Source organism: Nitrospira sp. Nam74 (assembly GCF_965152615.1).
This window is the reverse complement of record NZ_OZ224220.1, coordinates 4,129,881-4,156,692: the sequence shown is the minus strand read 5'-3', so window position 1 is coordinate 4,156,692 and position 26,812 is coordinate 4,129,881. Positions and strand designations below refer to the sequence as shown.

23 protein-coding genes are annotated in these 26,812 nt (G+C 54.6%); all 23 read left to right on the top strand.

Going from position 1 to position 26,812, the window contains the following annotated elements:
• Positions 1-8 precede the first annotated feature (8 nt).
• The 23 genes from lpxB to ACWHYZ_RS19510 all read left to right on the top strand — a co-directional run bounded on the left by lpxB (position 9) and on the right by ACWHYZ_RS19510 (position 26,241).
• Positions 9-1,139 (top strand): lipid-A-disaccharide synthase, encoded by a 1,131-nt coding sequence (lpxB, locus tag ACWHYZ_RS19620; RefSeq protein ID WP_447984351.1) that lies wholly within the window; start codon positions 9-11, stop codon positions 1,137-1,139.
• On the top strand, positions 1,136-2,869 hold the full coding sequence (gene msbA / locus ACWHYZ_RS19615; protein WP_447984350.1) for a lipid A export permease/ATP-binding protein MsbA: 1,734 nt from the start codon (positions 1,136-1,138) through the stop codon (positions 2,867-2,869). Before lpxB ends, msbA begins: the two co-directional genes overlap by 4 nt.
• Before the next feature lie 30 nt (positions 2,870-2,899).
• Positions 2,900-3,520: a lysophospholipid acyltransferase family protein gene (locus ACWHYZ_RS19610; protein WP_447984349.1), complete on the top strand. Its 621-nt coding sequence runs from the start codon at positions 2,900-2,902 to the stop codon at positions 3,518-3,520.
• A 115-nt stretch (positions 3,521-3,635) separates the two neighbouring features.
• Positions 3,636-4,991, top strand: a complete 1,356-nt coding sequence (locus ACWHYZ_RS19605; RefSeq protein ID WP_447984348.1) for a 3-deoxy-D-manno-octulosonic acid transferase — start codon at positions 3,636-3,638, stop codon at positions 4,989-4,991.
• 9 nt (positions 4,992-5,000) lie between these two features.
• Entirely contained in the window at positions 5,001-6,092 is a 1,092-nt protein-coding gene (lpxK, locus tag ACWHYZ_RS19600) for a tetraacyldisaccharide 4'-kinase (RefSeq protein WP_447984347.1), read from the top strand.
• On the top strand, positions 6,089-7,861 hold the full coding sequence (waaF, locus tag ACWHYZ_RS19595; protein WP_447984346.1) for a lipopolysaccharide heptosyltransferase II: 1,773 nt from the start codon (positions 6,089-6,091) through the stop codon (positions 7,859-7,861). The genes lpxK and waaF (ACWHYZ_RS19595) overlap by 4 nt, the downstream gene beginning before the upstream one ends.
• Before the next feature lie 72 nt (positions 7,862-7,933).
• Complete coding sequence (waaF, locus tag ACWHYZ_RS19590) at positions 7,934-8,965, top strand: lipopolysaccharide heptosyltransferase II (RefSeq protein WP_447984345.1); 1,032 nt, start codon at positions 7,934-7,936, stop codon at positions 8,963-8,965.
• Positions 8,962-10,005 (top strand): glycosyltransferase family 9 protein, encoded by a 1,044-nt coding sequence (locus ACWHYZ_RS19585; RefSeq protein ID WP_447984344.1) that lies wholly within the window; start codon positions 8,962-8,964, stop codon positions 10,003-10,005. Before waaF (ACWHYZ_RS19590) ends, ACWHYZ_RS19585 begins: the two co-directional genes overlap by 4 nt.
• Before the next feature lie 240 nt (positions 10,006-10,245).
• Positions 10,246-11,253 carry a class I SAM-dependent methyltransferase gene (locus ACWHYZ_RS19580; RefSeq protein WP_447984343.1) on the top strand — a complete coding sequence of 336 codons (1,008 nt, stop codon included), beginning with the start codon at positions 10,246-10,248 and terminating at the stop codon, positions 11,251-11,253.
• Positions 11,254-11,314: 61 nt separating this feature from the next.
• Positions 11,315-12,091, top strand: coding sequence for a glycosyltransferase family 2 protein (locus ACWHYZ_RS19575; RefSeq protein WP_447984342.1), 777 nt, complete (start codon positions 11,315-11,317; stop codon positions 12,089-12,091).
• Entirely contained in the window at positions 12,088-12,933 is an 846-nt protein-coding gene (locus tag ACWHYZ_RS19570; RefSeq protein WP_447984341.1) for a hypothetical protein, read from the top strand. Before ACWHYZ_RS19575 ends, ACWHYZ_RS19570 begins: the two co-directional genes overlap by 4 nt.
• A gap of 11 nt (positions 12,934-12,944) precedes the next feature.
• Positions 12,945-13,769, top strand: a complete 825-nt coding sequence (locus tag ACWHYZ_RS19565; protein ID WP_447984340.1) for a glycosyltransferase family 2 protein — start codon at positions 12,945-12,947, stop codon at positions 13,767-13,769.
• Positions 13,770-13,878: 109 nt separating this feature from the next.
• On the top strand, positions 13,879-14,685 hold the full coding sequence (locus ACWHYZ_RS19560) for a glycosyltransferase family 2 protein (protein ID WP_447984339.1): 807 nt from the start codon (positions 13,879-13,881) through the stop codon (positions 14,683-14,685).
• Positions 14,686-14,755: 70 nt separating this feature from the next.
• Positions 14,756-15,880: a glycosyltransferase family 4 protein gene (locus ACWHYZ_RS19555; RefSeq protein WP_447984338.1), complete on the top strand. Its 1,125-nt coding sequence runs from the start codon at positions 14,756-14,758 to the stop codon at positions 15,878-15,880.
• A complete protein-coding gene (gene rfaQ, locus ACWHYZ_RS19550; RefSeq protein WP_447984337.1) occupies positions 15,877-16,932 on the top strand; it encodes a putative lipopolysaccharide heptosyltransferase III in 1,056 nt (351 codons plus the stop codon). Before ACWHYZ_RS19555 ends, rfaQ begins: the two co-directional genes overlap by 4 nt.
• Positions 16,933-16,953: 21 nt before the next feature.
• Entirely contained in the window at positions 16,954-18,624 is a 1,671-nt protein-coding gene (locus ACWHYZ_RS19545; RefSeq protein WP_447984336.1) for a DUF2079 domain-containing protein, read from the top strand.
• A gap of 217 nt (positions 18,625-18,841) precedes the next feature.
• Positions 18,842-19,612: a glucose-1-phosphate cytidylyltransferase gene (gene rfbF, locus ACWHYZ_RS19540; RefSeq protein WP_447984335.1), complete on the top strand. Its 771-nt coding sequence runs from the start codon at positions 18,842-18,844 to the stop codon at positions 19,610-19,612.
• Between the two features lie 2 nt (positions 19,613-19,614).
• On the top strand, positions 19,615-20,745 hold the full coding sequence (gene rfbG, locus ACWHYZ_RS19535; protein WP_447984334.1) for a CDP-glucose 4,6-dehydratase: 1,131 nt from the start codon (positions 19,615-19,617) through the stop codon (positions 20,743-20,745).
• On the top strand, positions 20,742-22,109 hold the full coding sequence (rfbH, locus tag ACWHYZ_RS19530; protein WP_447984333.1) for a lipopolysaccharide biosynthesis protein RfbH: 1,368 nt from the start codon (positions 20,742-20,744) through the stop codon (positions 22,107-22,109). Before rfbG ends, rfbH begins: the two co-directional genes overlap by 4 nt.
• Positions 22,106-23,011, top strand: a complete 906-nt coding sequence (locus ACWHYZ_RS19525; protein WP_447984332.1) for an NAD-dependent epimerase/dehydratase family protein — start codon at positions 22,106-22,108, stop codon at positions 23,009-23,011. The genes rfbH and ACWHYZ_RS19525 overlap by 4 nt, the downstream gene beginning before the upstream one ends.
• A gap of 20 nt (positions 23,012-23,031) precedes the next feature.
• Complete coding sequence (locus tag ACWHYZ_RS19520; protein ID WP_447984331.1) at positions 23,032-24,849, top strand: thiamine pyrophosphate-binding protein; 1,818 nt, start codon at positions 23,032-23,034, stop codon at positions 24,847-24,849.
• A 43-nt stretch (positions 24,850-24,892) separates the two neighbouring features.
• Complete coding sequence (locus ACWHYZ_RS19515; RefSeq protein ID WP_447984330.1) at positions 24,893-25,825, top strand: glycosyltransferase; 933 nt, start codon at positions 24,893-24,895, stop codon at positions 25,823-25,825.
• Positions 25,822-26,241, top strand: a complete 420-nt coding sequence (locus ACWHYZ_RS19510) for a GtrA family protein (protein ID WP_447984329.1) — start codon at positions 25,822-25,824, stop codon at positions 26,239-26,241. Before ACWHYZ_RS19515 ends, ACWHYZ_RS19510 begins: the two co-directional genes overlap by 4 nt.
• Positions 26,242-26,812: the final 571 nt, after the last annotated feature.

The following is a 26,812-nucleotide window of genomic DNA, read 5'->3' as shown; positions in this document are numbered from 1 at the left end:
TTAAAACTATGCCACGAATTCTGATTATCACGGGGGAGGCCTCAGGCGACTTGCATGGTGCCAACCTCGCTATTGCCATTAAGGCTATGGCGCCGGATGCAACGCTGCTCGGAGTCGGCGGCGCTCGCATGCAGGCAGCCGGCGTGGAGGTGGTGGAGGGCATCGGCCATCTGGATATTATCGGCCTCATCGGTCCCAGCGCGCTCCGTGCGGTGATCCACCGGCTCAAAAGGGTGCGGCATCTGTTGCGAACCGAGCCCCTGGATGTCGTCGTGTTGATTGACAATCCTGGTCTGAACTTTCATTTTGCCCGCGTCGCCAAAAAAGCCGGCCATCGAGTGGTCTATTACATTGCGCCACAGCTCTGGGCGTGGCGGCCAGGGCGGATGCGCTGGATGCAACGGCGGGTGGATCATGTGGTCGTTACGTTGCCCTTTGAAAAAGCCCTCTATGATCGCGCCGGAGTTCCCTGCACGTTCGTGGGGCACCCCCTGTTGGATGCCGTCGCGCCATCCTACGACCAAGCCGCGCTCCGAAAGGAATTCGGCCTGGAGTCGTCGGCTCCTGTGATCGGCCTTCTGCCGGGAAGCCGGGTCGGCGAAGTGCAGTTGCTGCTTCCCGTCCTGCTCCAGACCATTGCCCGGTTGGCCGACCTGTATCCGGGTCTTCAAGTCCTCATGGCGCAAGCCGGAACGATTCAAGATCGTCTCGTGGATCAGCTCTTGGCGGGCAGTTCCGTAAAAGTCCGCGTCGTGAAACATCAGCCCAATGAAGTCATGGCGGCGGCCGATTTGCTGTTGATCGCCTCCGGGACTGCAACGCTCCAGGCCGCCCTCGTTGGCACACCCATGATCATCGTCTATCGCGTCCCGAGATTCACGTTCTGGTTGGCTCGACACCTGGTCCAGGTGAAATGGATCGGGCTGGCGAACCTGATCGCAGAACGGGCTATTGTTCCCGAGGTCCTGCAAGACGATGTCACCGCGGAACGGTTGACCGAGGAAGCGTCGCGCTTGCTGCGTGACCGTGTCGCGTATCGGCAAATGCGAGAGGCCCTTCAACAGGTGCGGGCGTCACTTGGCCAACCAGGCGCCTCACAACGGGCGGCGGCTGTCGTCCTGGCGGAGTGCAGAAAATGAAGTCGTTTCTTCGGCTCCTCGAGTTTTTCAAGCCGTATAAGGTGCGTCTGATTGCGGCATTTATCTTCTCCGGGATGGTCGCCGGCTTGACCGGTGCCTATGCCTGGCTTGTCCGCCCGGTCCTGGACGGCATCTTCATTAATAAAGACACGTTTCTGCTGAACGTGCTGCCGATCGCCATTCTCGTCGTGGCCGTGCTAAAAGCGGCCTTCAGCTACGGACAGAACTATCTGATGAACTATGTGGGGAACCAAGTCGTCACCGATATCCGCGAGCGGCTATTCCTTCAATTGATGCGTCTACCGGTTCGCTTTCATGATGCAAATACGTCAGGGCGATTGGTATCGCGTGTGATCAACGATGTCTCTCTCATGGCCAATGCCGTCGTCGGGGTGTTGAAGGACCTGTTTCAGCAAGGCCTGACGTTTCTGGCCATGTTTGTCGTCATTTTTTACCAGAACTGGAAACTGGCGGCAGTCTCCTTGTTTGTGATTCCGATCTCTTCGTACACCATGGTGCGGATGGGGCAACGGTTACGGAAGCTGGCCACACGCGGGCAGGAGCGCATGGGCGACATGGCCTCCACGCTGCAGGAAACCCTGGCGGGCATCCGAATCGTCAAAGCCTTTGGACGCGAGGATGCCGAGGGCAAACGCTTTCGGCATAGCAATGAAGCCTTTCTCCGCATGACCATGAAAGCCATTCAAGTCTCCTCGTTGGGGAATTCTCACATGGAGGTGATCGGCGTCGTTGGGGTTGCGGTGATTATCTGGTACGGCGGATACCTGGTGATCCAGGGTGCCATGACACCCGGCGCCTTCTTCTCGTTTTTAACGGCCATGTTCATGGCGTACACGCCGATCCGGCGGCTTTCAAGTGCAAATAATACCGTCCAACAGGCCCTGTCTGCAGCCGAGCGGGTCTTTGATGTCCTGGATCTGGAGAATGAGCGAAGCCGCGATCTGGGCTTGAAGGAACTGATGCCGATGTCCCGTTCACTGGAGTTTCGCGGCGTGACATTTCAGTACGAGAGCAGTGAAGCGCCGGCACTGATGGGAATCGATCTGAGCGTATCGGCCGGGGAAGTCGTCGCGCTCGTCGGCAGCAGCGGGAGCGGAAAGACGACCTTAGTCAGCCTCGTCCCTCGCTTCTATGAGCCAAGCGGAGGAAGCCTCGTGATCGATGGCCATGATATCCGGGACTACACCTTACAGTCTTTACGTCGACAGATCGGCATCGTGTCACAGAGTACGGTGCTGTTTGATGAAACGATCAAGTACAACATCGCCTACGGACGGATGGATGCTCCCGAGAAAGAGGTAATCGAGGCGGCCAAGGCAGCCTATGCCCACGACTTTATTCAACGCCTCCCAAATGGATATGACACGCTGATCGGCGAAAATGGCGTCAAGCTGTCGGGCGGTGAGCGCCAGCGGTTGGCCATTGCTCGGGCCATCTTGCGAGATGCTCCGATCCTCATTTTAGATGAAGCGACATCGGCTTTGGACTCGGAGTCCGAACGCATCGTTCAACTTGCACTCACCAATCTGATGAAAAATCGAACCACCCTCGTCATTGCGCATCGGTTGTCCACCATCCAGAATGCCGATCGCATCGTCGTGCTCGATCGCGGCCGGATTGTCGAGATCGGCTCTCACCAGGAATTGCTGAAACGTGATGGACAGTATAAACGGCTTCACGCGATGCAGTTTCAAGATGTGGCACTCTAATGCAATGCAAATTGAAAACTGAAAAGTGAGATGAAATTAGTACGCCTCAATCGACTCGCAGCGGCCTTACTCCCCCCTGTCGGCGCATCCATCATTAGACTGTTAGGAAAGACCATGCGCATGACGGTTCGCGGAGCCGACACGGTCGAAAACCTCTATCGTGACGGACAGCATATGATCCTGGCATTTTGGCACGGCCGCCAATTGATGATTCCCCTGGCCTACCATGGCAAGGAGGTGCATATTCTCATCAGTCAGCATCGCGACGGCGAACTGATTAGCCGAATCATGTCGCGGTTTGGCTATCATTCCGTCAGAGGGTCTTCGACGCGAGGCGGGACAGCGGCGCTGCGGCAACTGATTAAATTAGGGCGGTCCGGTGTCGATCTCGCCATCACTCCCGACGGGCCAAAAGGACCGCGGTACGTCGCGCAGCCGGGAGCGATCCAAATCGCCAAGGTCACCGGCCTTCCGATCTTGCCGCTCACGTTCAGCTGCTCAAAAAAAAACTCTTCGCCAGTTGGGATCGGTTCCTGGTCCCATACCCATTTGGACAAGGTGTCTTCCTCTGGGGAAGTCCGATTTGGGTGCCGCGAGATGCCGACCCCACGGAGATGGAAGCCAAGCGACGTGAGCTGGAAACAGCGTTGAATCGGCTGACCGCGGAAGCAGATGACATGGTAATGGGCAGTCGTGAGGTCGCAAGCTCCTAAAGTCTTCAAGTCGTGACCGTATGACTTAAGACATTCGGACGTTTGACACGATCATGTGGTACCTCCTCTACAATATGCTGCTGATTGTGGCCTCACCGGTCATTTTCCTGATCCTATTGGCCAAAAAACGATGTCGTCGTGGCATTCCCCAGCGGCTTGGATGGCATGGTTCGAAGCCAGCGCACGCTGAATCGACACAGCCGGTCATCTGGGTGCATGCGGTCTCCTTGGGCGAAGTCGTGGCAGCGGTGCCGCTCGTACGAATGCTTCGCGCACGGCATGCAGAATACCGATTGATTATCACGACCGTGACCGAAACGGGGCGTGAAGCGGTTGAACAGCGCTTGGCCGGGGTCGCCGAGCATCGCTATGTGCCGTTGGACTTCCCCTGGGTGGTGTCCCGTGTGACCAAACAATTGCGTCCCGCGCTGTTTATCTGCGTCGAAACGGAACTGTGGCCGAATCTGTTGCGGATACTTTCAAGCCGCGGCGTGCCCGTGGTCTTAGTGAATGGCCGCTTATCGTCACAGTCATACCGCGGCTACCGGTTCATCCGTCCGCTCATGAAGCAGATGCTCGCTTGTGTGACCTCCTGTCTCATGCAATCGGATCGCGATGCGAAGCGCATTACGGACTTGGGCGCGCCTGCAGACCGCGTCCTGTGTACCGGTAACATCAAATTCGACCAGCCGGTTCCTCAGATCGAACAGACAGACGGCGGTGACCTGCAAAATCTCTTGCTCGCGGATGGAGAGGAATTGTTCGTCGCCGGCAGCACCCATCCCGGCGAGGAAGAGCAATTATTGGCCTCCTATCGGACATTGCTGCCGCAATATCCTGGCCTGGTCTTTCTGTTGGCGCCTCGCCACATCGAGCGAGCCGCTCAGGTTGAAGCGGTTGCCATCGCGCAAGGCTTTGCGGTCGTTCGCAGGAGTCTGTTGCCGAGTCGCTGCGCTCCGGCGAAAGGGCCAAGGGTCATCATTCTCGACACCAGAGGGGAGCTGGCGACGGTGTATCGCTATGCCGTCGCCACGTTTGTGGGAGGGACCTTCGTGCCTATCGGGGGCCACAATCTGTTGGAACCCGCTATCTGGGGCAAGCCTGTATTTTTCGGTCCGTACACCGATCATTGTGCCGAGATTGCCGATCTGCTGCTTCGGGCTGAGGGGGGACGACAAGTGGCGGATGGCGCACAGCTGGCCACGTATGCGGCCGCCGTTTTGAATGATCGCTCGGCACTCGAACGAATGGGCCGTGCCGCTCAACAGGTAGTCCTTGAGAACAGAGGAGCCCTTGAACGAACCGTCGAGGTTATCACGCGATTGCTCAGTGCCCAAACGGCAGCTGCGACGCGTCAGCCAGACTCCTTTCATATCAAACGGCTGGCCGAAAGTCATGATGAACGATGAGTCTACGCGATGAGTGCTCGGAGTCTGTTTGTATCCGACCGTTCATTGTTCCACACGGACGGCTTGAGGTGGTTTCTGCGCGCGCTATCGATTCCCTATAGATGGGCGACCCAAGGTCGCAACACGCTTTACGATCGAGGGTGGTTGTCTCAGCGGCAACTGCCCTGTCGTGTCGTGAGCATAGGTAATCTCACGGTCGGTGGCACCGGCAAAACGCCGGTCACGATTGCAGTGACGGAAGCGCTCCTAGCCGCCGGCCATCGCGTCGCCGTGCTCAGCCGTGGATATCGGCGCCGCAGCCGGACGCCTCGTGCCCTGGTGTCGGATGGCCGCACGATCTTAATGGGCCCGGAGGAGGCCGGAGACGAACCATTTCTAATCGCCCAGCGCTGTCCCGGAGCTGTGGTGGCGGTGGGATCGAATCGCTATGAGCTAGGCCTGTGGGTCTTGGCGCAAGGCTCTATTGATTGCGTGGTGCTTGACGATGGATTTCAGCATCGGGCACTCTATCGCGATGTGGATCTTTTGCTTGTCGACGCGACCGATCAGCATGGGATTCGAGCGCTGATCCCCGCCGGTCGGCTTCGTGAGCCGGTGTCCGGTGCTGCCCGGGCCACGGCCTTGCTCGTGACGCGAGTGGAATCGAGGGCCGATGCACAACCAGTCCTTTCACTGATTCAACAGGCATTGGGTCGTGAGGTGAAGCCGATCCTCATTCGCTTTACCGCGCAGGGGTTTGTCGACGCGCACAAGGGAACGGCTGTCCCATTAGACACACTCAGGGGGCAGAGGGCGGTGATCTTCAGCGGTGTCGGCAACGCCGGCGCATTTCGGACTTCGGTGCTCCGTCAGGGACTGATCGTGGTGGATGAAGTGGTGTTTCCCGATCATCATGCTTATACGACATCGGATCTCAATCGCATCAGAACGCGGGTGGAGCGGGTCGGGGCGCCGGTGCTGGTCACGACCGAGAAAGATGCCGTAAAATTACGGTCCCTTCCTCATTTGAGTACGCCTGTCTGGGCGATGCGGCTGGATACGCAGATTCTTGAGGGCGAGGAACGGCTGAAACACGTGCTGGCCTTGAGTGATCCATCATGAGTAATGACGTGCAGACTGTGACCAGTGTGCTCACCTCCGCCGCGAAGCGGTCTGAGCACTCGCTTGGTCAACACGCCATGAATCGCATTCTTATTCGGGGCACGAATTGGATCGGCGATGCAGTCATGAGTGAGCCGGCTTTGTCGGCGATTCGCCATGCCTTCCCCAAGGCCGAGATCACGTTATTGGTGAAACCAGCCGTCGCGGAATTGTTTCAGCAGCATCCTGCGATCGATCACATATGTGTCTACGAGCATCGTGGACGCCATGCCGGATTAAGCGGGAAGTGGGCGTTAGGTGCCGAACTCAGGCGTGGTCGGTTCGATCTCGCCATTCTCTTTCAAAATGCGTTTGAAGCCGCCCTGCTCACCTTCCTGGCCGGAATTCCTCGCCGCTATGGCTATGGCACCGATGGCCGCGGATTCTTGTTGAGCGATTCCATTAGGGTGCCGGATCCGACTGCACTTGGGCATCAGACCCAGTATTATGTCCAGCTCCTCCGTCCTCTCGGTATCACACCTTCGCCGGCGGCTCCTCGGCTGTTTGTCAGCGAGGCTGAAGAAGATACTATGAGGCAACGGCTTGCGGACGCAGGAATTCAGGCGACCGAGCGGCTGATCGGCGTCAATCCAGGTTCGACATACGGGGGGGCAAAACGTTGGTTGCCCGAGCGGTTTGCTGAAGCAGTCGATCGGATGGTGGAGCGACTCGGAGGGCGTGTCGTGATCGTGGGAGCGAAGGGTGAAGAAGCCTTAGGAGAGGCGATTGCGGAGAAGATGCGGACGAAGCCGGTGGTGTTGTCAGGTCGGACATCGATCCGCGAATTGATGGCGGTCATTAAAGGGTGCCGGCTCTTTGTCACGAATGATACGGGGCCGATGCATATTGCCGCGGCGTTCGGCGTGCCGATCGTCGCGGTCTTTGGGCCCACGGATTCTCGGACGACGTCGCCCTTTGGTGACGGGCATCAGATTGTCCGGCACTCTGTGGAGTGTTCGCCCTGTTTACTACGAGAATGTCCGATCGATCATCGATGCATGACCGGCGTGACAGTGGAGCAGGTCTATGAGGCAGCGGCGAGACAACTAAAAGATGTGAGCTGTCAGCCATCCGCCATCAACCATCAGCTTTCTGGAATGAATACTCAGCACTCAGTACTCAGCACTCAGCACGTCTCGTTGGCCGGTGTGACCGTATTTCTCGATCGGGATGGCACGGTGAATCGTGACACGGGCTACATCCGAACCCCTCTGGAATTAGACCTGCTGCCCGGAGTGGTGGAGGCGGTGGCAAGTCTGAATCGAGCGGGAGCCAGGGTAGTGCTGGTCACCAATCAATCCGCTATTGCCCGAGGCTTCATCACCGTGGATCAATTGAAGACGATTCATGCGGTCCTGCTCAACCGGTTCGAGGCGGGCGGAGCGCGCCTGGATGCCATCTATTATTGTCCACATCATCCGAATGACGGCTGTCGTTGCCGAAAGCCGCAACCCGCTATGATTCATCGAGCGGTAGCAGACCTTGCTGTAGACCTCTCACATGCCTATGTGATTGGTGATCAGCCGCGTGATATTGAATTAGCCCGGCAAGTTGGGGCGCGAGGTATCCTGGTCCTGTCTGGTCAAACCGCTCGAGAGGCAGTCCATGACATGGAACCGGGCGCGATGGCCCCACATTTTGTGGCGGAAGGTCTCGGTGATGCCGTGGCGTGGATTTTTCGCGACGTGCACACAAGCCGTCAGGCATCAGCTTTCAATGGTCAGCCCTGACAAGGATCTTCTTGAACTGTTATCTTAGAGGGCCAAGCGGAATGCTGACGCCTGACGCTCAGGGCTCTTGCCATGTCAGATTACCGGCGCATTCTCATTATTAAACCCAGCTCCCTGGGCGACGTCATCCATGCGCTGCCGACCCTTGCGGCCTTGCGCGATCGGTTTCCATCGTCTCATATTACCTGGCTCGTTAAGCGCCAGTGGGCCGGCGTGCTTGAGCGGGCAGAAGGATTGGACCGGATTTGGCCGATCGAACCGGGTCTGTCGGGATGGCTAAGGGTGGTTCCCCCCCTCCGCGCAGCCGCATTCGATCTGGTCATCGACCTCCAGGGCCTTTTTCGCAGTGGGGCAATTGCATGGCTGACCGGTTGCCCTACACGGGTTGGTTTTGCCAATGCCCGGGAAGGCAGCTTTTTATGTTATACGGAACGCGTCATGGTTCCTACATTGGATATGCATGCCGTGGATCGATATCTGCTCATCGCTTCGGCGTTGGGTGCTACACCGAAAGGCCCCCCCCAATTCCGCACGAGGTTATGCTCCATCGATCGTGAACAAATTGCCCAACTCCTCAAAGATTGCGGCCTCGCTCCCGGATCTCGGTGGATCGCCATCAATGTGTCGGGGCGATGGGACACGAAACGTTGGCCACCCGAGCGTTTCGCTGCAGTGGCGGATGCCTTACAAGAGGAACGCCTTGGTCCTGTGGCCTTGATCGGCAGCCCTGATGACCGAGCGGCGACTCAGGCGGTGCTTAGGAGCATGCGGACAAGGCCTGTCGACCTTACCGGTCAAACCAGCCCTGACCTATTGCCGGCTCTTCTGGCCTCCGCCTCTCTGCTGCTGACGAATGATTCGGGCCCGATGCATATTGCTGCAGCGATGGGAACGCCGGTGGTGGCCCTCTTCGGTCCGACAAGTCCGTTACGAACCGGTCCGTACGGAGCCGACCATCGAGTGCTGAGGAGCGGGATTTCATGCAGTCCCTGTTTTAGTCGGACGTGTCGGAATCCCGTGCCGCTTGAATGCTTAGTGTCAATTGATCCAAAGAGAGTCATAGAGGCCGTACGCGAACAACTTGCCTTGCGAGTCGCACATTGAGACCGACCGGAACTTCACCACTCAAAAAGATTCTTCTGGTCAGACCGGACGGCATTGGCGACCAGATTCTGTGCCTCCCGGTCGCGACCGCGTTACGCGGGCTCCTGCCACAGGCGAGGATTGCCTTTCTGTCCAGCGCCTATGCCGCACCGGTCTTCGATCATCATCCCGATGTGGATGAAGTGGTGGCCGTGACGGGCCACGAATCGCTACGAGATCTCACTCGCCTGTTTCGGGACGGATTCGATGCGGCGATCTTTCTGAAACCGTTCCGGCGTCTGATGACCGCCGCTTGGCTCGCGCGGGTGCCGTTGCGGGTGGCTACCGGATATCGGTGGTACAGCGTGTTCGCCAATCGGCGCGTCTATCAACATCGGAGTGATTTTTCCCAGCATGAAGCAGATTATAATGTCGCCCTCCTTGCTGGGGTGGGCCTCAATGGTGGCGTGACTATCCGACCTTCGTTGGTGCTCACTCAGCAGGAACGGCAATCGGCGATCAGGCGCACAGCCGCCGTGCCGGCGCCTCGCGTGGTGCTGCATCCAGGTGGATTCGCCGCACGGCGATGGAAGGGGCAACACTATTGGGCTTTGGCAGATCGAGTGACCCGGGCGGGTTTTGGTGTGGTGCTGACGGGTACGACGGCAGAGCGCGAGCGGTTCTTTGCCGAGGTCGGCGCGGTTCCCGATATGGCGGGCATGTTGGATTTGATGGGACAATTATCCGTGCGGGAACTCATGGGCGTGATTGCAACGAGCCATGCCATCGTCTCAGGCGCAACCGGTCCGGCCCATATGGCGGCGGCGCTTGGCGTGCCCACCGTGAGCCTCTTCGATCCTCGTCGGAACAATCTGCCCACGCGATGGCGTCCATTGGGAACCGGCGTCGTTTTGCGGCCTGACGTGCCGACGTGTGAAAAGTGTATCTATGAGGCGTGTCCATACTGGGACTGCTTGGATCGAATCGATTCCAATCTGGTCCTTCAGCATCTGGAAGCTATTGTGACCAAGCCGGAGCCCCTCAGAGTGTTGCATGTCTAAACTATCGGTGGTCTTGTGAGCTTATAACGATGAGCCTCAGATTCGGAACTCGTGCGGCGGCACAAAGAGGATTAGGGAGGATCATAGCTCCACATGCTCACAACCGGCACGTCTTGCGATCTATCCGTCGCGTTCTCGATAACCTATAAGTGGCTCTAGCTTGACTCATCCGAGGCTCGGTATATATAAAACGTCAACACGAGTCGTGTCCCGTCCCGCCGTTTCTACAGAGGAGCAGTAGTGGAAGCAGCGACGTGCGTGTTATGCCTCGAACCGAAGTTCACTGAACAGCTGACGCGGAGCGATATCAACTTAGGCAAGACGGATGAGGTGTTCACCATCGTCCGGTGCGACGGGTGTGGGTTGCTCTATTTGAATCCACGGCCGACCGCTGATGAAATTCATACTTATTATCCTCCCCAATACTATCCCCTGGGTGGAACTGTTCAGCGCAAAGCCATTGACCGGATAATCAAACGTTTTTCTAGGGCGTTGAAGAAAGCGATCCGCGAGGAGTTTTATGGATATCCGGTGTCATCACATGCTCCCTTCCGTTCCCTAGTGCGTCGCATTTTGCTGTACCCTGAATATCTGCATCTGAAGTTTGCCGGACGAGAGAGTACTCCCTATCGAGGCGAGGGAAGGATTCTCGATGTGGGGTGTGGGGCCGGAAAATTGCTGTCTGATTTGCGGGAACACGGGTGGCAAGTCTATGGGGTGGACTTCAGTCCCGTTGCGGCTAACTATGCCAGAAGCCAGCATGGCCTCGACGTCAGATTAGGCGACCTGTTTCAGGCCGGATATGAGGACGGATTCTTTGATGTGGTGATGTTTAACCATTCGCTGGAGCACATCTACAATCCTCTTGAAATGCTGAAAGAAGCCCATCGAATCATGAAGCCCGGAGGTCTTCTCTTCATCAGCATCCCCAATGCCGGAGGCCTGGAGGCAAGGCTTTTCGGCAAGTGGTGGGTCCATTGGGATACACCGCGGCATCTGTACCATTTCAACAAGACGACCATGAGTCGGCTTGTCACTGATGCGGGGTTTCGACTCGGGACGATAAAGTCTGGGGTCGGAACGACGTTTTTTCTCGGCAGCGTGGATGCTGTCTACAAGCATCTTTTGCATAGGCAGAAGGGGCATGGCATTCTTATGAAGCATCTCATTGCTCGTCCTCTGTGCCTGCTGGCCGGTCATCTTGGCTATGGCACCGAGATGAAGGTGTATGCCGAGAAAGCCGGATGAGGGGATCTGTAAGGTTGAGGGCGTGTGAGAGAATCTTTGTCGACTCCTGAGAACCATTAGGATGAGCGGTCGCACCAAACTGTCGGTCTACGTGATCGCCTATAACGATGAGCCAAACATGCGGGCCTGTCTGGAATCGGTGGCATGGGCGGATGAACTCATCGTGGTCGATTCCCATAGCACCGACGCGACGGAAAAGATTAGTCGCGAGTTTACCGATAAGGTGTTCCAACATGAATTTCACGGCTTTGGCCGTCTTCGGAACGAGGCGGTGGCGCATGCCAGCCATGACTGGGTCTTCAGTCTGGATACGGACGAGCGTGCAACGCCGGAGCTACGGGAGGAACTCTATCGTGTGATCAGCAGTGCCGGGGCCGCCGACGCGTATTTCGTGCCGCGCAAAAATTACTTTCTCGGCCGCTGGATTCGCCACTGCGGCTGGTATCCTGATTACCGTCAGCCACAGCTATTTCGGAAACATCGGCTGCAGTATCGTGACGAGTTGGTCCATGAAAGCTTCGACGTGGATGGATCGATCGGATATCTCAATTCACCGGCGCTGCAGTATCCATTTCGTGACGTCGATCACTATCTGGCCAAAATGGATCGGTATTCCGATCTTATGGCCAAGCGGATGGTGGAGCAGGGAAAGCGGTTTCATCCGCATCAACTTGTCACCCATCCCATGTTCACATTCGTCAAAATGTATCTGCTCCGCGCGGGCTTTCGTGACGGGATGCCCGGCTTGATTCTGTCGGGCCTGTACGCCTATTACACATTCATCAAGTACGCGAAGTTTTGGGAGTTGAGCCGGGACGGGAGTGTGCGCCAATCATGAAGGTCAGCGGGTTTTCCATCTGCCGGAATGCCGTGAAGTTTGACTACCCGATCGTGGAGGCGATTCAATCCGCATTGCCCATCGTGGATGAATTTGTGGTCAACGTCGGCCAGTCGGATGATGGGACGCTGGAACTGATCCGCTCCATTGGATCGGATAAAGTTCGAATAGTTGAAACGGTGTGGGACGATTCGATGAAGAAAGACGGCCTGCTCTTCTCCCAGGAGACGAATAAGGCCTTGGCGCGCTGTTCCGGTGATTGGGCGCTGTATCTACAAGCCGATGAGGTCCTGCATGAACAGGACTATAACGCCTTGTGCAAAAATTTGCGGGACCAGGTGTCCAATCCATCCGTGCTCGGATTTACCTTCCGCTATCTGCATTTTTACGGTGACTATCAGTCCTGCAATCCCTGGTTTTATCATCGAGCGGTCCGGGTGATACGAAACGACGGGCAAGTCGAATCGTGTGGCGATGCAGTCGGCTTTTGGCTCAAAGCGGATCAGGGGTATCTGCAAAGCGTGCATCGAGATCGCGTTCAGGCTTCGGGAGCGACCATGTATCATTACGGGTGGGTCAAACCCCCGCGTATCCTGTTGGACAAGTTTCGGTATCAAGTTGCACGCCACCATGGCGATGCACCAGGGCCTGAACAAAAGGTGCTCTTGGCAAAGGAAGCCTACGACTTTGATGAGTACGCGATCATGAAGAGGTTTTCAGGGTCACATCCTGCCGTCATGGCAGACCGTGTGGGGCGCTATCCGGTATTGGATCCGAAACGAAACCGCTGGCTGGAGCCAGCGTTCTACCGCGCGGTCCTGAAACGGGGATTCAGAGGATAGTAAGCCGGCCTATGCCGACCATTGCAGCGGTGGTGATCACAAAAGACGAAGCGCGGAACATCGGCGCCTGTTTAGAGTCGCTGCGATGGGTGCATGATCTCATTGTGGTGGATGCCTGCAGTACGGACCGGACCGTTGAAATTGTACGAGAGTATACACCTCGTGTGTTTATCCGATCATGGCCGGGCTTCGGTCCACAAAAGAATTACGGGATCGATCGTGCGACAGCGGATTGGATCTTGATCGTCGATGCAGATGAACGTGTGACGGATGGCCTGCGCGAAGAAATCATGCGATCTATCGACGCGGCGTCTGACGATCTCGCTGGATTCGATATCCCTCGGCGGAATTTTTTCTACGGTCGCTGGATTCAAGGGGGAGGGCTGTATCCGGATCCCCAATTGCGCCTGTTTCGGCGCCAGGCCGGCCGATACGATGACGTGCTGCTACACGAACACTTGGAGGTGCGGGGCCGGATCGACCGCTTGGCGGCTCCGCTGGATCATTACAGCATGCCGACGATCAAAGATCATGTCGGCAAGATGATGCGATACACGACGCTGGGGGCGCAGGAAAAGCTGAAAGTACGATCGAAGGTGACGGCACTCGATATAGCCGCGAGCCATATTGTCACGATCATCAAGACGTATGTCTTTCGAAAAGGCTATCGCGACGGCATCCATGGGGCAATCGTGGCGCTCTTCGCCGGTCTGCACACATTCGTAAAGTACGCAAAAGCGTGGGAGCGTTTGTCCGGTACGGTGAGCCAAGGGATTTATCGTCAGGGTCATAGGTGTGTCATCATTTGGTGGATGGGCAGCTCTCTATGGCTGTAGTCCTGGACCAGAAAGCTTTCATGTTGAAGACCGATTTGATCGACCGACTCGTTTCATGCCATCAATCCGTAAGGGCGCCATCAATGCCGCCTCTGGCGACGAGCGCCCCATGACTTCATCAAATCAAGATGTCGTCAGTCTTGTCATTCCTGTTTACAATCAGCTTCACTATACCGAGCAGTGTCTTGACGCGCTCTATCGGTGTACCGATCTTCCATACGAGATCATTGTGGTGGACAATGGATCTACGGATGGAACCAGTACGTATTTGAATTCGCAAAAGGCGACGATCATCACAAACCCGGTGAATTTGGGCTGCGCTAAAGCATGGAATCAAGGAGTGCGAGCCAGCCGAGGCGCCGTTGTCGGCATTCTGAACAATGATATCGTCGTGACCCCGGGATGGCTCAGAGACCTGCTGACGTTTATGGATCGGACAGGCCATGGGATCGTGAGCCCCGCTGCACGAGAAGGACGGCTGAATTACGATCTGGAGGGTTACGCGCTTGATTTTGTTCGCGCCTGCGGCCGTGCCACCCGGCCCGAGATTTATGGTGCTTGTATGATCATTCGTCGTGCGGTGTTCGAGCGAATCGGTCTGTTCGACGAGGGGTTTGCGTATGGTGGCTGTGAAGACATCGATTTCTTGTGGCGTGCCAAGAAGGCCGGATTTTCAGTCGGTATGACGGGCTCCGTCTTGATTCATCATTTTGCAATGGTGACGCAGGATGCCATCAAGTCGACGGAAACGAAAGCCTATCCCCTGCAGAACTTGTCGCATTTTCAATCGAAGTGGAATCGGACGGTTCGTGGAAATTGGGCTACCCGCAGGTGGGACGATCTCAGATCATCGATGCGCAAACGTTTCGAGAACATGCGATACGGCCATACATTGGTGGAAAAAGAAAAGCGCTGATGAACGCTTTAATGAAGCGGTCTGGCATTCGCGCTCTGCGTAGGAGAACCAAATCCAGACAAGACTGCCCATGAGGATTGGAATTGATGCAGCGCCGCTTGTCGGAGATCGAGGCGGCGTCGGTTGGCATACCTTTCATCTGCTCCAGGCCTTACTCAATCTGAAAGAAGACATCGAGTTTGTGGGATATGTGCGGCCAGGGACCCTTCTTCGTATGCGGAGGGAGGAATGGGACAGGTGGAATACTGTGCGTTGGGCTGAGGCGGGTCAATGGGCCGTTGGTAGGATGGGCGCACGTGATGGACTGGATCTCTATCATGGAACGAACTTCAAAATGCAAACGACCGGCCGATTCGGAGGAGTTGTTACGATCCACGACCTGTGGATGGACCGGTTTCCGCAATATTCCCGCAAACTCTTTGGCCAGCGGTGGTCGTTCTACCGCACCAAACGCACGGTATCGAACGCGCGGAAGGTGATCACGGTGTCTGAATATTCGGCTCAGGATATTACGACGCTCTACGGGGTACCTCGAGAGAAGATTGCCGTCATTCATAACGGAGTCTCGGATGCCTTCAGACCTCTGTCCGACCCAACGAAATTGGCTCAACTACGTACCCGATTTGACTGGCCGACCGACCGCTTCATTCTCTTCGCCGGTGGGGCGGACCCAAGAAAAAATCACAGCGCCTTGCTCCAGGCCTATGCGATGCGGGCGACCCAATTAAGATCCCATTGTCTGGTCATGCTCGGCGACCCGACTCACCGGTTCGGTAATATCCATGGCAGTGCGCAACGGTTCGGATTGAACGAGCGGGTGATCTGCGTTGGACACTTATCGGCTCAGGAGCTTCGGGTTTTATACGCTCATGCCGATCTGTTTGTGTTTCCCTCGTTGTACGAAGGATTCGGAATGCCGGTTTTGGAAGCGATGGCATCCGGTGCACCGGTGATTACTTCCGCAACGACCGCACTCCGTGAGGTCGCCGGCGACGCGGCGGTGCTGATTGACCCGCATTCTCCCGAACAGATGGCCGAAGCCCTTGTACGCGTGTTGACTGATCGCGCATTGCGAGAGACGCTTCGAGCAAAGGGATTCGAGCGGGCGAAGCAATTCACCTGGCAGCATGCGGCACGCCTGACCCTCGACGTGTATCGAGAGGTTTGCCGGTCATCGGGCCCTTTCTCGTCATGAAGAATCTGTTGATCATCAAGCTTCGATATATCGGTGATGTCCTCCTGGCTACGCCTGTCCTTCGGGCACTGCGGGAACGATTTCCCGATGCCCGCCTGACCATGGCTGTCAATCGCGGAACAGAAGACGTCATTAAATGGAATCCATATCTGAATGACCTCATCATCGTTGAGCGGGACGGACTTGCTGGTCAGATCCGGTTACTTCATCAGCTTCGACGGCGCCGTTTTGATGCCGTGATTGACCTCACCGACGGTGATCGCTCCGCTCTTCTCACCCGTGCAAGCGGGGCGCCCGTGCGTATTGGCTTCAATGAAGAGCTCCGGTGGAGAGGGATGCTTTACAGCACGATCGTCCGATCTACACCCGGATCAGTCCATCGTCTTGAACGCGACCTGGCGGCGTTAAGGCCCTTGGGGATTGAGCCGAAGGCCAGCCCGCTCATTCTCCGAACGTCTGCCGAGGATGAGCATCAGGCCGACAGACTCCTCAAGGACGTTGGCGTGATGAACGGTGATGGCCACATTCCCCGGCCGTTGGTTTTGTTCCATCCTGGCGCCCGCTATTGGTTTAAATCCTGGCCGCTGGAGCGGTTTTCGGAGTTGGCGGATCGCCTGACAGATGAGCACGGCTGCCGGATCCTGTTGGGCGGTGGTATCAGGGATGTTGAGGCGGTACGCGTCATTTATGGCCGGGCACAGTCATCTCCCATTGTGCTGGCTGGACGCGCGACGCTCCTTCAATTTGCGGCAGTGCTCAAGCGGTGCGCTCTCTTTGTCGGGAACGACAACGGGGCGATGCATATGGCCGCGGCACTCGGAACACCCTTAGTGGGGCTCTTCGGGCCGTCGAATCCATTAGAGTGGGGGCCGCGAGGGCAGCGTATGCGCGTGATTTACAAAGAGCTCGACTGTCGCCGGTGTTTCCATCCTACGTGCTTTCGGGGTGAAGAGAGTTGCATGAGACGGATTTCGGTCGATGAAGTTATGGCGTCCTGCCGAAGCCTCACAGTATTGGATGGTCATTCGGATAAGAGCAGAACGAAAATTTGACTATTGAATGGACCGGACCTCATGGTTGATCTGCTGACGTATGTGAACGTCAATGTGTTGGGCCTCAAGGCCTTTCACCTTAATCTCTTTAAGGGAGGAATGATTGCACTTTTGGTGACGATTGGTGTCTCTATCCTGGCCACCGATCGAGCCTCTAAGCGCCTTCTAAATTTCACTCGTCGGTTGAATGCTGCCACCCTACAGGAACAATCCATGATTGGATGCGGCGTGGGCTTGGTTTTTACAGCATTCTTGATCTATCTGCGCGTCAGGCAATATTTCGAACTACAAACGATGTACGATATGACCGTTGAGGCCAACGTGGCCTGGCATATGGTGCATGGCCCGTGGTTTTTTAATTCTTTAGACCATGATTCCTTTCTTGGGGGTCATTTTTCTCTTGTCTTTGTTTTGATCGGCGCCATCTATCGTTGGGCGGAGCATCCAATTACGCTCCTGGTCATTCAGAGTCTCGCCCTCGGAGGCGGAGCCGTGGCTGTGTACTATTTGGCTCTGGCGCGTCAGACAACGACATCGGTGGCGTTGCTTGCGATGTTCCTCTACATGTTTAATCCGTATATCCACCATATCAGCGCGCATGATTTTCATCTGTCTCCTTTAGCCATCCCATCGATATTATGGATGCTCTACTTTATCGACTCGACTCAGCGTTGGAAGGCGGGAACGATGGCCTTGCTCTCCTTCACGGTGGAGGAAAGCATTCTTCTCCCACTCGTGGGGATGGGTCTCTATCTTGTCGCGTTTCGACCTCAATGGAGAATGTTCGGATTGGGCCTCGCATTCCTCTCGCTCGCGTACTTTGTGGTCATCACGAAAGTATTGATGCCAATGTTTGTCCCCGGGCAGGGCCTCTTCTTTTGGGATCGTTATGCCAACCTCGGGAGCAACCTTCATGACGCAATCCGTAATCTTCTTTCTCACCCGCTTTGGGCTGCGACCGAAGCTCTTATCCGGCGCAACCAATATGTGTATCTATTGTACTTTTTACTTCCTGTCCTCTTTCTTCCGCTTTTTTCCTTACAGGAGGCCGCTCTTATCATAGCCCCTCTCACAATCATGTTTCTGAGTCAGGACCCTGGAATGTACAAGCTTGGTTTTCACTACAGCGCCCTCGCATTGCCCTTTTTGTTCTATGGCGTCATTTATGGTCTCTCCAAGCTTCCTGACTATCAATTCTGGCCTCGTCTCTGGCAAAAGCATGGCAGGATTGTTCTGTCCGGGATCTTCCTCCTCTTGGCCTTAAATACGTACCGGTCGCCAGGTTACGATCTTGGACAGACGGACCCACAATTCGCGTCGTCCGCCTTTGAGCTATCTAGTCTTGTTCCCGCGGATGCCTCTGTGGCCACGGATCTGCGGTTCGGGCCACTCGTCGCCAACCGTCATCATATTTGCCGTATTTCCGCACGTCCGGGAGAGGTATGTGTATGGCAGGTAGAACTGTTGTCCGGACCGAATTGGTCTAAACCTCTTTGGGAGCCTCAGTATGTCCTAATTGGAGCAGAGCCAGACAAAACGACGTCTGAAAAATCAAACGAGCAGGCGCAGTACGCGAAGTGGTTGACGGACAGTAAGGGTTATCAAGAAATAAGGAGCGAAAATGGCATTCGTCTATTTCGTTCAAGATTTCAGTTGAGCACGGGCGAACAGCTGAGTGAAAAGAATGATTGACGGAATTGACGAAAGTTTGTTAAGTAGCCTGAATGCTTGAAGGCATGCCTGTGGCGCAAACACAGGAACAGGCCTTTATAGTGTTTCCGTCGGTCACTCCTGCAAGATGAACTTCTCGTTATTGCCGGCATGCGGAAGCGCACGCACGCCGCTTCGATGTAGCATCCTATATTAGATATTGTTGCGGCATAGGAGGTCGTCTAAAAGTGGAGGAGCGATGAAAGTTGTGCTGCTCGCTGGAGGGATGGGAACCCGACTATCCGAAGAAACTGTGGTGAGACCGAAACCCATGGTGGAAATAGGGGGGAAGCCTATTTTGTGGCACATCATGAAGATGTATTCTCACTATGGCTTCAACGACTTCATCATTTGCCTGGGTTACAAAGGCTATATGATCAAGGAATACTTCGCCAACTACTTTCTCCATACGAGCGATGTGACGTTCGATATCCTGCACAACCAGATGGAGGTACACCAGAAATATGCAGAGCCTTGGAAGGTGACTTTAGTTGATACGGGCGATCAAACGATGACCGGAGGCCGGGTCAAGCGCATTCAGCCATACGTCGATGGAGAGCCGTTCCTCTTGACGTATGGGGACGGTGTGGCTGATCTGAACATCGCTCAGTTACTAGCCTTTCATCAGTCGCATCGTAAGCATGTCACCGTGACCGCCACACAACCCATTGGTCGATTTGGTGCGTTGACCCTGGAGAGAGACAATGTCGTCAAAAGCTTCATGGAAAAACCCATTGGAGATGGCGGGTGGATTAATGGCGGGTTCTTTGTGATGCAGCCCGAAGTGTTCCGCTATATCGCCGATGATTCAACTACGCTCGAGCGGGAACCGATGGAGAAACTTGCCGGCGAAGGACAGCTCGTAGCATTCAAACACTATGGCTTTTGGCAGGCCATGGATACATTGCGGGACAAGAATCATCTCGAAGATCTTTGGGGGAGTCATAAGGCCCCCTGGAAGCTATGGTAGGGATGGAGACGCTTTTCTCGGGTGTCTATTCAGGGAAGACGGTTCTCGTGACCGGCCATACCGGGTTCAAAGGAACCTGGTTGGTGCTCTGGCTGCAGTTGCTAGGGGCTCGGGTCATCGGGTATGCGCTCGCTCCGCACACCGAGCCGAGTCTGTTCCATCTCTCGAATGCGCAAGAGGGAATCACTCATATACTCGGGGATACAAGAGATATATCGAAAGTACGTGAGGTGTGTCAGACCTACCGGCCGGATTTCGTGTTTCATCTCGCGGCACAATCTTTAGTTCGGTACTCTTACGAGCATCCTGTTGAGACATATGAGACCAACGTGATGGGGACGATCCATCTCCTAGAGGCGATTCGAGCGACTCCGAGTGTGCGTGTCTGCGTCAACGTGACCAGCGATAAATGCTATGAGAACCGGGAATGGGAGTACTCGTATCGTGAGAACGATTCCATGGGAGGATACGATCCCTATAGTTCAAGCAAGGGATGTGCGGAGCTGATCACGGCAGCATACCGGAGGTCATTTTTCAAAGTTGCCGATTCCTCCAGCGTGCGTCTTGCTAGTGTGAGGGCTGGAAATGTCATTGGCGGCGGGGATTGGTCTCGCGATCGCCTTATTCCTGACTGCATGCGCTCACTGGCTGCGAAAAATGCCATTATCGTGAGGAATCCAGAAGCGATTCGCCCTTGGCAGTATGTGCTGGAACCGCTTTCGGGATATTTGTGGTTAGGGGCCTGCTTGTGGAATAAGCCAGGCACGTTTGAAGGAAGCTGGAATTTTGGCCCTCATCCTGCAGGGAATGTCACCGTTCGTGAGATCGTGAACCAGGTCGTGGCCATGTGGGGAGAAGGTGAATGGAAACATGCCTGTCAGGACCAGTCTCCAGCGCCTCATGAAGCCCGCACGTTGACATTGGATATTACAAAGTCCAGTACCTTTCTGGGATGGGAGCCCGTCACGAGCGTGGCTCAAGCCATCACGGAAACAATTGGTTGGTATCTTGAGCAACATCGCAATCCCGCGCTCGATGTCAAGGCTGCGACTCTGACTCGGATCAATCATTTTGTGCAGGCGGCAACAGCCAAGAATGCTGTCTGGACCGCTAAGGGACACGAGTCTCTATGAATCACGATGATGTGAAGCACGACATCTTGAGCAAAGCGAAGGAATACGTCCAGCTTGCTCATGGTCAGGACAAGCCCTTTGCGCCCGGTGTCTCAAAGATCGGCTATGCCGGTCGCGTGTTTGACGAGCGTGAAATCCTGAACCTCATTGAGGCGTCCCTTGAATGCTGGCTCACCTACGGCCGATTCTCGAAGGAGTTCGAAAAGAAATTATCGGAATTTTTGGGCGTCCGTTTCTGCAGTCTGGTGAACTCTGGATCATCTGCGAACCTTCTGGCATTTATGACACTCACCTCGGACCAATTAGGGGACAGGAAAATCCGCCGCGGGGATGAGGTCATTACCGTCGCCGCAGGCTTTCCCACCACCATTGCGCCAATAGTCCAGTACGGAGCGGTTCCTGTCTTTATCGATGTGAATCCCCGGACGTTGAATGTCGATGTCGAACAATTAGAACTGGCACGTGGGCCAAAAACCAAGGCGATCATGCTGGCGCATACACTCGGCAATCCCTTTGATGTTGACGCTGTCAAACAATTCTGCCGGAAGCATGGCCTTTGGCTTATCGAGGATAACTGCGACGCGCTGGGCTCAAAGTATCGGGGACGGTATACCGGCACGTTCGGCGATATTGCCACCAGTAGTTTCTACCCGCCTCACCATATCACGATGGGCGAAGGTGGAGCCGTGTATACCAATAACAAAGACTTGGCTCGAATCATTGAATCCATGCGAGACTGGGGTCGAGATTGTTGGTGTCCCTCCGGCAATGACAATACATGCGGCAAACGCTTTGAGCACCAACTGGGCGACCTGCCTTTCGGATACGACCACAAATATACCTATTCGGAGTTTGGCTACAATCTCAAGGCCACGGATATGCAAGCAGCGGTAGGTTGTGCACAACTGGCCAAACTGCCAAAGTTCATCGCTCAGCGCCGTCAGAATTTTAGCAGACTGTTCGAAGGACTCAAATCTTTGGAAGATCATTTTATTTTTTCAGAAGCGACGCCGGGAAGTGAGCCATCATGGTTCGGATTCCTGATGACCGTGCGCGAGCGCGCTGGCTTTACAAGAAGCGACATGGTGAAGTGGTTGGAGGATCATCAGATCCAGACGCGGATGTTATTTGCCGGGAATATCGTGAAACATCCTTGCTTCGACGCCATGCGGAGGAACAAAACCGGCTACCGGGTTATCGGCGACCTGCTGAACACGAACACAATCATGGAACGGGCTTTGTGGATCGGGGTATATCCGGGTCTGACTGACGAGATGGTTGCCTACATGATCGAGATGATCCGGATATTTTGCGCGACTAGAACTGCTTCTGAAGCAGCTCCCGGCAGCAGATCCGTTTTGTGACTGGAATCGAATTGGTGGCGCGCGTGATCGTTTTAATTACGGGTGGCAGCGGTTTTATTGGGAAAAATCTTGTCGAGTCGCTTCAGGGCAAGTACAAAATTCTTTCTCCCAGCCGACAAGAGCTCAATCTGCTGGATGAACAGGCCGTTCGCCAATACTTCATCCAACATCATATCGATGTGGTCGTCCATTCAGCGACGACTCCCGGCCATCGCAACGCCAAACCTATCGCAGACCTGGCTGTAAGAAATCAAAAGATGTTTTTTGGCCTGGTTCGAAACCGTGACCGCTATGGCAAATTGATTTTTCTCAGCTCCGGCGCAGTCTACGACATGAGACATTATCTGCCGAACATGAACGAGGACTATTTCGATACGCATGTGCCTATCGATGAGCACGGATTTTCTAAATATGTCTGTGCGAAATACATTGAGGAGGCCGATAAGATTCTGGAGCTGAGATTGTTCGGGGTGTTCGGTAAGTACGAAGATTATGAGATTCGATTCATTTCGAATGCGATTTGTAAAAGCATCATGAGGCTTCCTATTACCATTAAACAGAATCGTCGCTTTGATTACCTCTATGTCGATGATCTCGCGACGGTTGTGAACCATTTCATACTGCATGACGCACCGCACAAGACGTACAATGTGACTGCCGGGGAGGTGATGGATCTCAAGTCGGTGGCTGAAATAGTCAGGCAAGCCGCCGGCCATCAAACCGACATCATCATCAAAGAAGAGGGATGTGGAATGGAGTATAGCGGCGACAATACTCGCCTGCGGGAGTCGCTGCCTCATTTACATTTCACGCCGTTGAGCAGAAGTATTCCGAGCCTCTACTCCTGGTATGAGAAACATCATCACCTCATCGACAGAGATCTACTCTTGGTCGACAAGTAATAGAAAAGGGTAAATCCGGCATGATTAAAGTCTCTGATTATCTTGCCGAACGCGTCGCGCAGCTCGGCGTGAGGCACGTCTTTATGGTCTCCGGAGGCGGAGCCATGCACCTGAATGATTCCTTCGGCAGATCGTCGGAGTTGCAGTATGTCTGCAATCATCATGAGCAAGCTTGCGCCATGGCGGTGGAAGGATATGCTCGAACGAACGGCAATATCGGCGTGGCTATCGTCACGAGCGGTCCGGGAGGAACCAATACGATTACCGGTGTCCTGGGCGCATGGCTGGACTCCATCCCGGCCTTATTTCTGTCCGGCCAAATCAAGTACGGCACGACCGTCGAGAGCACCGGACTCCCGCTCCGGCAATTAGGTGATCAGGAAGCAAATATCGTCGCGATTGTCCAATCCATCACGAAGTATGCGGAGATGATCAAGGACCCGCAAACTATTCGGTATCATTTTGACAAGGCCGTGACATTGGCACGTACGGGAAGACCGGGGCCGGTGTGGCTTGACGTGCCGCTAGATGTGCAGGCTGCATTGATCGATCCCCGCAACCTACCCGCCTATGATCCGGCCGAAGATCGGATTTGTTTCAATATGGACGAGGTGAAGGTTCAGGCAGCGAGTATCATTGAGCGAATTCGCGAAGCCAAACGGCCGGTCTTATTGGCGGGAAACGGGATTCGTCTCAGCAAGGCTATAGAGACTTTTCATGAAGTCATCGAGCTGCTACAGATTCCCGTACAAACCGCGATCGGCGCACACGACCTGATCTGGAGCGATCACAAATTATTTTTCGGTCGTCCCAGTGTCACAGGCGACCGGTCCAGCAACTTCATCATTCAAAATTCAGATCTGCTCTTCACCCTCGGCTCGCGACTCGGTGTCAGGCAGGTCACTTATCTGTATAAGGCCTTTGCGAGGGACGCCTACAAGATCTCGGTGGACATCGATCCCTACGAATTGCAGAAGCCGACTATCTTTCCTGATATGAGAGTCCATTGTGATGCAAAGATCCTGCTCGAAGAAATGGCTCGTCAATTACGAAACAAGCCTCTGGCGCCGAAGGTGGAATGGATGGAGTGGTGTGCAAGCCGACGGCAGCGGTATCCCAGCGTCGTGCCGGAATATCGCGAGCTGACCGATTATGTGAACTCCTATCACTTCGTGGAGGTCCTTTCAAAACTGATGTCCCCGACCGATGTGATTGTCTTGGGAGACGGAACGGCGAACACGTGCACCTTTCAGGCCATTAGCCTTAAGAAAGGGCAACGACTCTTTACGAATTCTGGATGCGCCTCGATGGGGTATGATTTGCCGGCTGCCGTGGGTGCCTGTTTCGCAATCGGCAAGAAGCAGGTCGTATGTATTACGGGGGACGGCAGTATTCATCTGAACATCCAAGAACTGCAGACCATTATGCACCATCGGTTGCCCATCAAGATTTTTGTGCTGAATAACGGTGGGTATCTGGCGATTAGGACGACTCAGGACGCGTATTTTGGAGGGCATTATGTGGCGTCCGACCCGTCGAGCGGTGTGACTCTCCCGGACTTCGTGAAGATTGCCGAGGCCTATGGGTTGGCGACCGCACGGATCGCAAATCACAGGGGCATGGAGAAGTCTATTCAAATGGTTCTCGACCACCCAGGGCCGATGCTGTGTGAAATCAATATGTCGCCGACCCAAACGCTCTATCCCAAACTGGCGAGCGAGATCCGGCCGGATGGCACCATGGTCTCGAAGCCACTGGAAGACATGTATCCCTTTCTGGATCGGGACGAATTCATGGAGAATATGATTATCAAGCCATGGGATTCCGGCCAAAAGTAAGTCAGCTAAGTATCGGCATGCACGCCTATCCGTTGGAGGAGTTGTGCCCAAGAAGGTCTCCGTAGTCATACCTGCCTATAATGAAGAAGAATCAATTGAAGCCATGGCCGAGCGGCTTCAAATAGTGTTCGCTGCCAACAGCGGCTATGAGTTCGAGGTCATTCTGATTGAAAACGGGTCCACCGATCGGACCTATGACCGGATGTTAAGCATACGTGCGAAAGATTCGCGGTTTAAGATTCTCAGATTGTCACGTAATTTTCGCATGGACGGTGGCATCACCGCCGGACTGGCCCATGCCTCCGGAGATGCCGCCATTATCATGACTGCAGCCCTAAAGGATCCTCCCGAACTGATCGCGCAGTTTCTCAAAAAATGGGAAGAGGGGTACGAAAACGTCTATGGCATTGTGACGAAGCGGCCGGGAACGGGTTTGGCGCGCAGGTTCAATTCCCAAGTATTCTATTGGTTGATCAATACCTTGACTGGCGGCGTAATGCCGAAAAATGTGAGCGACTTTCGTCTGGTCGACAAAAAGGTGTACCAGACCATTAATGGGATGGCAGAGCGCAACCGGTATCTTCGCGGCCTGTTTGTATGGGCTGGATTTAAATCAATTGGAATTGAGTTTGAGAGAGCACCACGGTTTGCAGGGAAGTCAAAAGCCTATACCTTGCACGTCATTGAACTTGCGCTCAAGGGTATTTTCGCATACTCCTATGTCCCTATTAAGTTGATCACACTCATGGGAATCGCCATTTCCACCGTGTCCTTTCTGCTGCTGGTAGCCATCGTCGTGAAGTCGTTCTGGTGGGGAGTGCCGTTTCCCGGCTTTGGGACCATCATGGCGGTTATGCTGTTAATGTTCGGATTTGCCTTCACCGCACTAGGGGTCATCGCAGAATACATCGGACTGATCTACGAAGAAGTCAAGCAGCGGCCGAACTTCATCGTGAGCGAGAAGCTAGGGCTGTGAAGGCACTCTATGAAAAGCATGGTGTCAAGCTACATTACTTACTTGTTGGTGGATGGAACACTATTTTTGGTTATGGCGTATTTGTCGTCCTACATTATGCGACTGTCCCCCTTCATATTCACTATGAAGTGGTGCTTATCCTGAGTCAAATTATCAGCGTCACGAGTGCCTATCTTTTATATAAGAAATTCGTGTTTCGAACAAAAGGACATTACTTCCAAGAATATTGCCGGTTTTGGGCGTTCTATTGGCTCTCGCTTCTTGCAAATGTCGTGCTATTACCCTTGTTGGTGGAAGTGCTGCACCAAGACCTCATCCTCAGCCAAGCCCTGCTTATAGTCCTGAGCGCTGTGACAAGCTATTTTTGGCATGCCAACCATACCTTCAGCTTTGCCCGTAAGGCCGGGCCCAGCTAGATCTCCTGCACCTACCCAACACCCCATTACCTATGTCATCCAACGCTCCTGTGGCTACAAGAAAGAACGTGTCTAAGGATACGCTGCTTTTAGTGCACTGGTTTGTCTGCAGCATAGGCCTAACGGGAATCGTTTACGGGCTCTCATGGAAGATACATGCCGCTCTGCTCGGTACCAGGACGATAACGAAGTATCACGAGTGGGCAGTTCCGTTTTTCTTTCCCAATAAACCGCAGCAGTTCATTTTCTTTATCGCCACCGGAGTGAGTCTCTTTCTGTATTATTCCTGCCTTTACTTTTTATTAAAAAAACGAGATGGGAACCGGTCGGCCTGTTATCACATGGCGGAGTTCCAAAGCACGGGGTTCATTATCATATATGTAGTCCTCCCTCTTATAATTAACGGCATTGTACTGGGAGGTTTTCCATCCGCTCCCCGTCCTCGCATTCCTTTGTCTGCGTATTTCCTAGCGCTTCTTTGGGCCGGCGCAGTGATGTTGCCATTTTGTCCGTCGTTCAGCGACGCGAGCGAAAATTTTCGCCATGGCAAAGAAAGGCTTTGGCAGGCAAC